11 protein-coding genes are annotated in these 11,761 nt (G+C 38.4%); 2 read left to right on the top strand and 9 right to left on the bottom strand.

Features of this window, described 5'->3' with window-relative positions; translation table 11 throughout:
* The first annotated feature begins 153 nt into the window (after positions 1 to 153).
* The gene (locus RMB06_RS11435; RefSeq protein WP_262451838.1) at positions 154 to 2,958 is read left to right on the top strand and encodes a DUF2339 domain-containing protein; all 2,805 of its coding nucleotides are present in this window, start codon (positions 154 to 156) and stop codon (positions 2,956 to 2,958) included.
* Here RMB06_RS11435 and RMB06_RS11430 read toward each other — a convergent pair.
* Together RMB06_RS11430 and RMB06_RS11425 are read right to left on the bottom strand one after the other, a co-directional pair.
* Positions 2,948 to 3,865, bottom strand: a complete 918-nt coding sequence (locus RMB06_RS11430; RefSeq protein ID WP_005066312.1) for a mechanosensitive ion channel family protein — start codon at positions 3,863 to 3,865, stop codon at positions 2,948 to 2,950. The two genes, RMB06_RS11435 and RMB06_RS11430, sit on opposite strands and share 11 nt — an antisense overlap.
* A 9-nt stretch (positions 3,866 to 3,874) precedes the next feature.
* Positions 3,875 to 4,696 carry a hypothetical protein gene (locus RMB06_RS11425; RefSeq protein WP_002117309.1) on the bottom strand — a complete coding sequence of 274 codons (822 nt, stop codon included), beginning with the start codon at positions 4,694 to 4,696 and terminating at the stop codon, positions 3,875 to 3,877.
* Between the two features lie 96 nt (positions 4,697 to 4,792).
* Between RMB06_RS11425 and gspE the strand changes: the two genes are divergently transcribed.
* Positions 4,793 to 6,283: a type II secretion system ATPase GspE gene (gene gspE / locus RMB06_RS11420; RefSeq protein WP_005066314.1), complete on the top strand. Its 1,491-nt coding sequence runs from the start codon at positions 4,793 to 4,795 to the stop codon at positions 6,281 to 6,283.
* 56 nt (positions 6,284 to 6,339) lie between these two features.
* Here gspE and RMB06_RS11415 read toward each other — a convergent pair whose 3' ends face one another.
* The 7 genes from RMB06_RS11415 to RMB06_RS11385 form a co-directional block, all read right to left on the bottom strand.
* Entirely contained in the window at positions 6,340 to 6,771 is a 432-nt protein-coding gene (locus RMB06_RS11415; RefSeq protein ID WP_002117290.1) for an organic hydroperoxide resistance protein, read from the bottom strand.
* A gap of 88 nt (positions 6,772 to 6,859) precedes the next feature.
* Positions 6,860 to 7,297, bottom strand: a complete 438-nt coding sequence (locus RMB06_RS11410) for a MarR family winged helix-turn-helix transcriptional regulator (protein ID WP_016803111.1) — start codon at positions 7,295 to 7,297, stop codon at positions 6,860 to 6,862.
* 165 nt (positions 7,298 to 7,462) lie between these two features.
* Complete coding sequence (locus RMB06_RS11405; protein ID WP_005804300.1) at positions 7,463 to 7,837, bottom strand: DUF4951 domain-containing protein; 375 nt, start codon at positions 7,835 to 7,837, stop codon at positions 7,463 to 7,465.
* A gap of 14 nt (positions 7,838 to 7,851) precedes the next feature.
* Positions 7,852 to 8,676, bottom strand: coding sequence for a carbon-nitrogen hydrolase family protein (locus RMB06_RS11400; protein WP_311079551.1), 825 nt, complete (start codon positions 8,674 to 8,676; stop codon positions 7,852 to 7,854).
* Positions 8,677 to 8,702: 26 nt separating this feature from the next.
* Positions 8,703 to 9,224 (bottom strand): anti-anti-sigma factor GigB, encoded by a 522-nt coding sequence (gene gigB, locus RMB06_RS11395; protein ID WP_311079550.1) that lies wholly within the window; start codon positions 9,222 to 9,224, stop codon positions 8,703 to 8,705.
* A gap of 102 nt (positions 9,225 to 9,326) precedes the next feature.
* Positions 9,327 to 10,295, bottom strand: a complete 969-nt coding sequence (gene gigA, locus RMB06_RS11390; protein ID WP_311079549.1) for an RsbU family protein phosphatase GigA — start codon at positions 10,293 to 10,295, stop codon at positions 9,327 to 9,329.
* A 111-nt stretch (positions 10,296 to 10,406) separates the two neighbouring features.
* Positions 10,407 to 11,285: a VacJ family lipoprotein gene (locus tag RMB06_RS11385; RefSeq protein WP_016803114.1), complete on the bottom strand. Its 879-nt coding sequence runs from the start codon at positions 11,283 to 11,285 to the stop codon at positions 10,407 to 10,409.
* Positions 11,286 to 11,761 lie beyond the last annotated feature (476 nt).

Here is an 11,761-nt window from a genome sequence, read left to right as displayed (position 1 = left end):
GAACAATTCCTTAATCTGAATTACGAGTATTTTACGTGAAAACGGCTATGAATGCAGGTTTATGATTTTTGCAGTATTTTGTATGTATAAATATACGCTTGTATTGGCTTGAAGTAAGATGACCTGTAATGAAGGTGTCATATTGCTAAGCCCATGTATAAAAAAGACAAACAGGGAATGATCATTGTTTTGATCGCTTTGACTTTGTTTTTAGCCATTTCAATTGGTTTTAAATTTCAGAGTGCTGTTATTGCTTTATCTATTGCACTTACTGTCATTCTAGTTCAATTACTGTCAAATCTGCATGAGCGTTTAACTCATTTAGAACAGCAGTTTTCTCGGCAGAAAACGCCACTTTATTCTATTCACATGCAAAGAACAGTGATTTATGCAGCAGCCTTGGTTGCATTAGTTGCTTATATCAATCATTGGATGTGGATTGCTGGTGGGGCTTTACTGGTTTTATTGCTATGTTTGATTCAAACCATCAGTGCATTTCATACTCGACTATTATACCTCGAGTCAGCAAAACAAACTGTTCATGTAAATGAGACCATACAAACAGAAGTTATAAATCCTGTAATAGAACAAGTTAGTTCCAATAATACAGACACGCTAGTCCCAGCGGGAACGGCACCTTTAAATCAAACAGAACAATCAGCACATGTTCAGACCGCATGGTGGCAACCAGCCGTAGATTGGATGATTCATGGTAATCCAATCTTAAGAGTTGCTGTTGCTGTGCTTATGGTTGGGGTCGTGTTGCTATTACGTTTTGCAAGCGAGCATTGGCAACTTAGTTTAGGTGTGAAACTTGGATTTATTGCGATTGCTGGAGGTGTGTTAACGGCATTTGGGTATACATTGCAAAAGAAAAATCAGCTTTTTGCTGTGGCATTGCAAGGTGTCGGGCTGGCTGTTGTATTCCTGACACTTGTGTTCTCACATCATTTTGGTGTAATTGCCAACCTAACTACAGCGAGTATTCTGTTTACGATTTTATTAGCTATTACGGTATTCCTGAGCTTAAAACAAAAAGCTATTTATTTGGCAATATTAGCACTTGGTATGGCTTATGCGGCTCCTTTAGTTATTCCGCAATATCGCCCTGATGTAACTTTCTTATTTAGCTACTACTTAGTAATTAACTTAGCAGTTGCTGCGGTTAATTTTATTCAGCCTTGGAAAATCTTAAATCAAATAGCTTTTTTTGCCACAATGTTTATTGGTGGTAGTGCAATCGCATTTTATGCAGAACCCGCAAAATTTAATACATTAGACTGGATTTTGTGGTGCCATATCGCACTGTTTATTTGGCTTAGTGTTCGTTATAGCCAAAATATATCTCGGACGTCAGCAAGTGAAAAACAAGAAGGGATTCGTTTACCTCCGCTCTTAGATGTTGGTCTTATTTTTAGTGTGCCAGTACTGGGCTTTACCCTTCATGCCTACTTAGTACATGAGTCTACACAAGCATTGACGATTGGTGCAGCCGTCTTGGCAGGTACCTATGCAGTATTAACTTTCTGGATTAAAAAAACTCATCCACAGCTTTCGGTCCTTGCAAAAAGCTTTTTCATTCTCGCGGTTGCGTTTTTTGCCTTAATTTTCCCGCTTGCAAAAGGAGCACATTGGACAGCAATTGGTTGGGTTGCTCAAGGTACGGCTTTAATTGTGTGGGGAGTAACTGAGCGCTACCGTTTAAGCCGATATATTGGTGTAGTTTTAGTTTTACTTAGCTCTATTGCACTGTTTTATCAGGTGTGGGCAAATGAAGAGTTCCCAACGCTAAGCACAAGCATCTATGCAATTGCCCAATTTATTTCTGCCTTTTATTTATTGCAATACAACAGTAAAGAGCAACGCTATTTTAGCGCAAGCATGTTTAGTGGCATTTTCTTGTGTTTAGGAATGTATGCGGGTGCTGTAGCTGGTGTAGAAATCATGGCATGGCATCATCATGCTTTGAGTCCATATTTGATGTTCGCTGTAGTTCTAATCGCAATATTTAGCGCAGTTGTTCACTATAAACTTCGTGTGCAATGGCAAAGTTTGCAGTTAATTTTAATTAGCCTGTTACTGTTGTTAGTTTTGGGTGAAGCGTTTGCGAGTCAAATGTTTACGTTGTTTAAATGGGTAGACTCATTACAACAAACTACTTTCTTAGTCGCTACCATTATTCTTGGCAGCTTATTTATTATGGCTCAACCGCAGTCGGATGAGTCTGGGTACTTAAATGTCTGGGCTGGTTTAAGCTGGTTGGCGTTAGCAGTAGTTGGTTTGGCGATCTTTCCAAAAATGCCAGTTGTTGCTCTGGCTTTTATCCCTGTAGTTTATTCGCTTTGGGCGTATAAGGCTCATAAAACTGCATTGTTGCATCAAATTCCGGTTTGGTGTTTAAGCTTAATTTGGTTGCTAGTTGTGAGCGTTGATCGCCACTCTGCTGAGTACCTTTATTTTGTTCCTTTATTTAACTTAACTGATTTTCTTTCTATTGTAGTATTTGCAGGTCTGCTCTTTATTATTTATCAACATGCTTTTGATCAAGATAAATCACTGGAGTGGACTTTTAAAATTACAACAATTTTAGCTGGGTTGTTGGTATTCAGTAGTGTGGTTGTTAGGGGCTTACATCATTACTGGGGAACACCACTATGGAGCTTAGCAATTTGGACGAATGGTGAAGTGCAGTTAAGTTTGACATTACTTTGGGTTATTTTGGCATTTGTATTAACTACATTCTCAAGCCGTAAAATGATTCGTCAACTTTGGTTTGTAGGTGCTGCACTTTTAGGTATTGTGGTATTAAAGTTGATTTTGCTTGATCTATCACAAAGTGCGACATTAACTCGAGTCATTTCGTTTATTGGAGCAGGTGGAGTAATGTTAATTATTGCTTATCTTGCGCCATTACCCCCGTCATCTAACGCACAGAAGAATCAAGAGCCTAAGCTTTAGGCTCTCGTTTTAATTCTTTTTGATTGCTATATTGATCGATATCGTCTTCAGCAAAACCGGTAGACGGTCGATCAATCAAGCCCATTTTAGGAACAGGAATTTCAATTCGGTTATCTAAGAATCCATTTCGGATTCGTTCTTGCATTTCATCCCGAACTTTTAAAGAGTTCTCTTGTCGACACCACATCGTGAATAAAAGCTCAATTGATGATTCCCTGAATGCGGTAACCGTAACCGCAGGTTTGGGATCATCCAGTACAAGTGGATAATGAGCTGCTACATTCAGTAGAACTTCACGTACTTTAATAATATCTTCGTGAAAGTTAATTGCTAAAGTAATTGGAATACGTCGTATCGGATATTTAGATAAGTTGTGTACAGGCGCACGAATGAGTTGTTCGTTCGGTAAACGAATATAGACATTGTCGAGTGTAAGTAATTTTACCGAAAGCAAATCAATTGAGATGACTTCACCTTCAATTGTATTACCACGAATGAGAGTAATTTGGATCGTATCACCGACTTCAAATGAACCTTCACCAATCAAAAATAAACCACTAATCAAGTTACTGGCAGATGTTTGCGATGCAAAACCGAGTGCTACAGTTAAAATCCCTGCTGCACCGAGGAATACACTAAGTTTGAACCCAGCTTCTTTCAAACTCGTCATGATGAAGAGTAAAAAAATAAAATAAAAAATACCACGGCGCCATACAAGGCGTTGGTGAGCATTAAAACGTGAGCCAATGGTTCTAATAAACGTATTCGAAATAATACGAGCAAGAACAAAGCCAATGAAACACAGTACAACAGCGACTAAAATTTCACTAATACGTTCGGTATTGATATTGGTAAATATGCTTTTGAGGCTATCAGCGATATCTTTTGGAATATTTGAATCAGCCATATAAACCTCTTAAAAGAATGAATCAAACATATTGAATAATGCTCCACCAGGTGAACGTGGTGGGTGAACATAGGTCACTTCACCAGCAAGCGGGGGCGTACGGTTTTCAATACGAATACGTGCCGGACGATCAGAACCCTCATAATAAACTTTAATTTGAGAAGTCCATAAACGACCAGTACTTTCACTATAAAAAAGAGGTAGAGCAGTAACTGGCACATTCATACGATCAAAGCGTAATTGATGATTACTTGTGTTGTGAAAGTCGATTGGAGTAACAGCACGGAAAGCGCGTGGTGTTAATAGATTCAAATCAGTACGGCCATCCACGGAAGTGGCATAACAGATTTCTCCTTGCTGCGCATTAGGACCAAACCACGTATCTTTAGGCTGAATCACAGGAATCTCAAACAAAGGTTCATGCTGACTTTCAACTAAGCCTGCAATCCATAATGGTGTGCTGATATATAGAGTCCCACGTTGACCTGCTGGAATGTAAATAGGATCAACAGGTTTAATGACCACAGAACGATCTGCCAGACGTGGCATCAGTAAAAATTCTGGATTGGTCTTTCGAAACATGTAACGTTCTACTTGAACCGTATGCGGAAAGGCAAAATGTGGATCGGCAATTGGGTGCCAATCTTGTTCATTATCATCTTGGAGAGATGGACGATAATATTCGATGCGCCATTCTTTTATGCCACGTGTTAAACGAAAGAGCATTGAACCGAATTGCCATGCTTTGGACTGGTTAATTTCAAAGTGCTGTTCACCCCACCATTTTAAAGAATTCTGGGGGCGAGGCTGATATTCATTATTTTCAAACAAGACGCAAAATTCCTCTACCGAGTTGTTAAACAGACTTCACGCTGTAATCTGCTTAGAGTACACTCAAAATCATCTTACTCATCATTATAAATTGTGATGCAAATATTGAAACAAATACAAGTTCCATATAGTTTTGCCAAGCGTCATGGTGTTTTATTTCGTTATGACGGTGATCAGGTATTTATTATTAGACGTCAAAACACTGAAAAAATTGCATTACAGGAAGCAAGACGCATCTTGGGTAAGCCAGCTCATTATCAATTATGTACTGAACAAGAATTTAATACGCTCTTAAGTACGAGTTACGCAGGTGATACAGGGGAATCACAACAAGTTGCAGCTGGTTTAGAAGATCATCCGGACTTATTGAGTTTGGCCGACCAGGTTCCCGAAACAGAAGATTTGATGGACCAAGAAGATGACGCACCTATTGTTCGTCTGATCAATGCACTTCTCTCTGAAGCAATTCGAGTAGGGGCTTCTGATATTCATATTGAAGCTTTTGAAAAGAAACTATCTGTACGATTACGTGTAGATGGACAATTACGTGAGATTGTACAACCACGCCGTGAGTTGGCGCCTTTACTTGTTTCGCGTATTAAAGTTATGGCGAAGCTTGATATTGCTGAAAAACGTGTACCACAAGATGGACGTATTTCTTTACGTCTTGCTGGCCGTGAAGTGGATGTGCGTGTTTCAACTTTGCCATCGTCACATGGGGAAAGGGTCGTTATGCGTTTGCTTGATAAACAAGCAGGCCGACTCAACATGACTCACTTGGGTTTAATGGCTAATGACTATGAGCGTTTAACTCAGTTAGTCCATCGTCCCCACGGTATTATTTTGGTCACAGGCCCTACAGGTTCGGGGAAAACAACCACCTTATACGCAGCCTTGTCTGATCTAAACGACAATACCCGTAATATCTTAACTGCTGAAGATCCAATCGAATATCAACTCGAAGGCATTGGTCAAACTCAAGTAAATACCAAAGTGGATATGACATTTGCTCGTGCTTTAAAAGCAATGTTACGTCAAGATCCTGATGTTGTAATGGTGGGGGAGATCCGTGATCTGGAAACTGCTGAAATTGCGGTTCAAGCATCTTTAACAGGCCATTTGGTTTTATCAACACTACATACCAATACAGCTATTGGTGCAGTTACTCGTCTTAAAGATATGGGGATTGAACCCTTCTTGTTATCAAGCTCTTTAATTGGGGTGATTGCTCAACGTTTGGTTCGTACTTTATGTCCACATTGTATGACATGGCGTGAAGCCGATACTTTTGAGAAACAGGTTTTTCAACATATTAATAATGAACCATTATTGCAGTTACCTGAAGCCAAAGGGTGCGATCATTGTTCACATTTAGGTTTTAATGGGCGTACAGCGATTTATGAAATCGTACCAGTTGATGAACCCATGCGCCGTCTGATTCATGGTAACGCAGCTGAATATGAATTAGAAAATCATGCTCGTGAGTATTCAGGTTCTATTCGTGACGATGGTTTGCGCAAAGTACTTACAGGTAAAACTACACTCGAAGAAGTGCTTCGCGTAACCAATGAGGCAAGTGAAGCATAATATTTAAGATGTAAAAAATGCCCGATTTGATTTGGGCATTTTTTAAATATCAAAACTTATTCAGTCACAATATTAAACGTCACATCAATATTATTGCGAGTTGCATTTGAATATGGGCAAACAATATGAGCTGCTGCAACTAACTTTTCAGCTTCTTCACGATCCATACCCACTAAGTAAACATTTAAAGTCACTTCGATGCTAAAACCTGTAGGAATTGGACCAATACCTACTTCACCTTCTACATAAGCGTCTTTGCTAATGTTAAATTTATCGCGGTTTGCAACAAATTTTAAAGCACCTAAAAAGCATGCTGAATAACCAGCTGCGAATAGTTGCTCTGGATTTGTTACAGCACCACCTGCGCCACCCATTTCTTTAGGTACACCAAGCTGTACATCTAATACACCGTCTGATGAAGTCGCACGGCCATCACGACCACCGGTTGCTTTAGCTTTTGCACGATAAACAACTTTTTCTAATGACATCGTTTTTATTCCTAAAATAAATTGAATACAAATATATCGTACACGACTTAATTATTTTGACAAGTATATTTTTTAAAAAAATTGCTGTTTATTTGACTAAGTTTGTACGGAGTTTAGTAAGTTGATCTTTAAGGCCGAGTAGTGTTGTCATATCACACGAACTTGCTTCTAATACGCCTGCTGGAATATGGATTGCTTGATCTTTTAATTTTTTTCCTTCATCACTCAGCGTAATAATCACTTGTCTCTCATCTTGAGTTGAACGAGTACGATGAAGTAAATGCGAGGCTTCTAACTTTTTCAAGATAGGAGTGAGGGTAGATGATTCTAAAAAAAGTTTAGCTCCAATTTCGGAAACAGTCACTTCATCCTGTTCCCACAACACTAACATAACTAAATATTGGGGATAGGTAATGCCCAAAGGTGCTAGAAGTTTTCTGTAGAGTTGATTAAGCGCTAAATTCGTTGAATAAATGAGGAAACATAATTGATTCTCAAGCTTTAAGTTTTGACAGTCTTGGTCCATATCTTCCTCAAAGAAACTAATATTGCTTTTGTAGTATATCGCGTTCTATTCAGTTTCTTAAATGTTCATAAGAATAGGTTATGAATAAAGTAAATTAAGGGATATAAAAAATGGAATAATTACATCAACTATTCCATAAGATAAAAATATTCTAGATGAAAGTGTTTACCACAAATCTGCAATTTTTTTCATTAAACGTGCACGATACTTCGCAGTAGGATTATTTGCATTGCGTTGCTGCTCTTGTTCATAAAAATCTTGCCATGCAGTAATCATTTCAAGCGTGGTTCCTTGTTTTTTAATCACAGAAACATCTGCTGGCTGAATATTTTCTAAACGTTGTCTTGCACCTTCTGCGCCTGTACCCCAGCCAATAATTCTTTGGCCAAAAGCGGGCAAGGGGATATTTTTAGGAGTTGCTGGAAGAATATCTGAGTTGAGCTGTGCAGCAGGTGAAACAAAATGGTTTGTTGTACCAAACTCTGCATAACAATGAATATTTGCCCCCAAGCAAAAAATGCTAAATAAGTATTTCCACATGAATAATTAAACTTTTAATAATGAATCAATTTACGGTGAGTCATGAGAGGCATTGAAGAGCGGACGAGTTCTTGTGCTGTTAAATCAAAGGGTACAGTGATTAAACCACTCCCTTCATATCCAATCATACTTAAAATTTGGCCACGACTATCTATTGCCCCAGAGTGTCCCCAGGTTTGTCGTTTTTCACCATGCCAGCCCTGTTGTGCTGCGCCTAAAACATAACATTGGCTATCCATTGCCCGAGCTTGTAGCAAAAGCTGCCAGTGCATTTGTCCAGTTGTATAAGTAAATGCAGCAGGAGCAGTAAGAATATGAGCGCCTTGTTGTCTCAGAGTTAGAGCAAGCTCTGGAAAACGTAAGTCATAACATACCATTAAGCCAATATTGCCAAAAGGGGTAGATGTGACTACTACGTCTGTTCCAGGTTCAAAGAAACGAGACTCTTGATAACCACCGACAGCATCACCCACTTGTACATCAAATAAATGGATCTTGTCATAACGTGCTTCTGTACGCTCAGGGCTAATACAAAGACTAACCGTCCGGACTCGACCATCTTGAATGGTAGATCCATCTGGACGAAATGGACATGGTAAGGTACCGGCCACAATCCAGATTTGATATTGATGTGCTAGTTTCTCAAGCCGTTGTTGAATAGACTCAAATTGCTCAGCTGTTTCGCGTTGTTTTCCAGCTGCAAAACATACAAAGTTTTCGGGGAAAACAATCAGGCTAGCATTTTGCGCCTTACTTTGTTGAATCAACGACTCAATGACTTGAAAATTATTTTCAATATCATCTTGAGAGTTCATTTGAGCAACAGAAATAAGGGTCATATTCTAATCCGGCTTAATGTTTAAAGTCAGGCATTTTGCTTATCTGATACCTGTTCAAGCGTATCTTGTTCTTTCTGTAACTGCTTCACAAGTGGCTCAAACATATTCTGATTGTTTGCATTGAGTTTCATCAATGTCTTATGTGCATCCAGAACTGTTCTTAGCATTGCATTATGAGTGATCTGTTCATCAGTTAACGTTAATGTGCAAACGTTAGGATCGCCACAGTAATTCAAAATGACAAAAACCTGCCCTAGCCCCATACTGTTGGCTAAGGTTGTGATATCTGGATTGGTAGATAGCATCACAGCTTGAATATGATGAATTTGTTTAAGCTTTAAACCTAGCTTAGCTAGGATGCCTAACACCGTACTATCAATAAATGTTGTTTGGGTTAAATCAACGATTGCACCAACAACATTCTCTTGCTGTTCAATTCTGTTTAAAAGTTTGTCTAGACTTATACAAGAATGGGCTCGCACTTCACCAATAAGTTTGAAAATATGCGTTCCATTTAAACTTGCATATTCAACATGACCTGTTGACATATAAATGCCATTTTCAGAGAAGGATAGAAAAATTATCACATAGTGCCATCGCAGACTCAAGAGTCCTTAAGTCGTATATTATGTAATTAATTGATTCGTAAATTAATTCATTCGACAAAGACTGAAGATGGCAATGTCATCAGCCACATGATCAGGTGCTTGGAATGATTGATTTTGCAAATGATGAACCAATTGTTGGAACTGATCATTTAACCCGCCATCAAAAGGTTCAAGTGCTCCATCTGAGCAAACAATGAAGCGTGCTTGGTGATTTAATGTACAAACATGTTCTTCAACTTCGAGTTCATCAGTCAAGCCTAATGGGAAGCTACTTGTTGTTAGAATTTTTGGAGCTTGATTGGGTTCAAAAATGATAGGAGGAGGGTAGTGCCCAGCACTTGACCAACGAAGTGTATGTGTTTCAAGGTTTAAAATACCCACCACAATCGTAATGTGCTTTTCAATATTCTCTTGAACCAACATTCCATTTAATTTTTTTATTAATTGTCTTGGGGTTTTAGAGCGGCCATGGAAAGCTGCCATCCAAGAGGTTAATAAACTACTAGTTACACCATGTCCTGAAACATCGGCAAGATAAAATAAAACTTCCTTATCATTTAATTTCCAGTAGTCATACCAATCACCAGAAAGATAAGCTGAAGGCTGAAAGAAAGTTTCGACTTGATAATTTAATAAATCAATTGGATTAGGTAATAGTCTTTTTTGTAGTTCAGCAGCCGAAGGTAAATCGCGGCTATCTTGGTTACGTTTATATTGGGCATCGATTCTTGATAATGCTCTATTTAAATCGTTAGGTAGTTGATTCCATACCCAACCTGCAAGAGCACCCGCTTCCCAAGCTTGAGCTAAAGCGCTGCCTTCATGTTCAAAAGCAATGACAATGGTGGGTAAATTCCATTTATATGTCAGGAAATCTTGTACATCTGCTATTGCAATGATGGTTGGATCATATAAATCTAAATCATCTATGTTAATGACTTGTAAGCCTGGCAATTTATCCAAAGCTTGCTCTAAATAAGGGATAGAGCGTGTCGGTTTAATAAAATACATAGAAGAGATGGTAGTCCTTTTATATGATCACTTTATTCATCATAGAGTATGTTTGATCAAAATCAAGGTATTGCCCAACTCTTAATCCAAGCAATACCTCGATTTCATCTTTTAAGGGTTTTGGTTCTCATCTGGTGTATCTTCTGAGTCATCATCAATGAAAGATACATCAGCTGAGTCGCCCTTTTTCTCTGCAATTTGGAATGCTTTACGTTGCAGATATAAATCTCGAATCATGGCATATTGATCACCTTGTAAGGTCTGATCTAGGTCTAGATATTGAGCGCGTGTATCAACCGCTTGTAACATATTACTTGACCAATAAAGACCCTCTTGATCATCCATAACATATTTCTGTGGACGTGCTTGGGCGTCTACTGCTAAACCAAAACCATCACGTAAGGTACTTGGCCCGAAAAAAGGCAACATCAGGAATGGGCCAGAAGGAACACCATAGTAACCAAGAGTTACACCAAAATTCTCTTCTTCAGTCGGTAAACCTAAACGGCTGGCAGGGTCAGCTAAACCAAGAGTCGTTAATGTATTAATTGTAAAGCGACCTAGGGTTTTTGCCGCACGACCAGGGCGACCTTGAATAAGCTGGTTAACAGCATTCCAAGGTTCTCCAAGATTTTTACGGAACTGACGATAAGAACCACGGACATCTTCTGGAGTCTTTTCTCTATATTGCACAGCAACTGGGCGTAAAAAATTTCGATCCAACATGTCGTTAAATGAGTAAATTGGACGATTTAATGATTGTAATGGGTCTTTTACAGGATCTGGTTGTGCTGCATTCGCATTAATTTTTAAATCTTTAACTTTAATATTTTTTAAATCTTTAATAATTTGTGAGCGCGTATGAGTCGGTGCTGTTTCTTCTAATGAGCTAGCATCAGAAGATTCACTTATCGTATTTTCTTGAGCATATAGAGAGGTACAAACACCTACAGATAATACGCTTAGTAAAATTAAATTAGAATAATTCATATAATTCCTTAACCGCCAGCCAGGCTAATACTTAAATGTGCAGTTGGGTGGAGATATGTTTTAATACAAAATTGATAACCTATTATCAATGTAAAATTGATCAAATAATATAGATAAAATGCTAAAAAGCTTAAAAAGTATCCAGTTGATGATATTGATTTAAAAAAAGGGTTGCAAAGGGGATGAGATGGTCTATAATGCACATCCATCGGCGGTGATGCAGATAGAAACTTGTTGAAAAACAGTTACTTGTGATTAGGTTGATTGCTTTAAGTGATGAATTTGATGATAAGTTGGTTTTGAGAATGAGTTTTAAAAATATCGAAATTACCTGTTGACTTTTAAGAGATTAAGAGTAATATAGCCGACCTAGCTTGCTGGTGACGAACCGGGAAGAAGATCATTAAGAGAATTGAAGAACAACTTGTGTGGATTTTTACTGATTGATTAATCGAAATAATTTTCATTGATTAATT

It is taken from the genome of Acinetobacter sp. V104_13, from assembly GCF_031798995.1.
Lineage (GTDB): Bacteria > Pseudomonadota > Gammaproteobacteria > Pseudomonadales > Moraxellaceae > Acinetobacter > Acinetobacter pittii.
The sequence above is the reverse complement of the archived record's forward strand: the minus strand, read 5'-3'. Positions and strand labels throughout refer to the sequence as shown.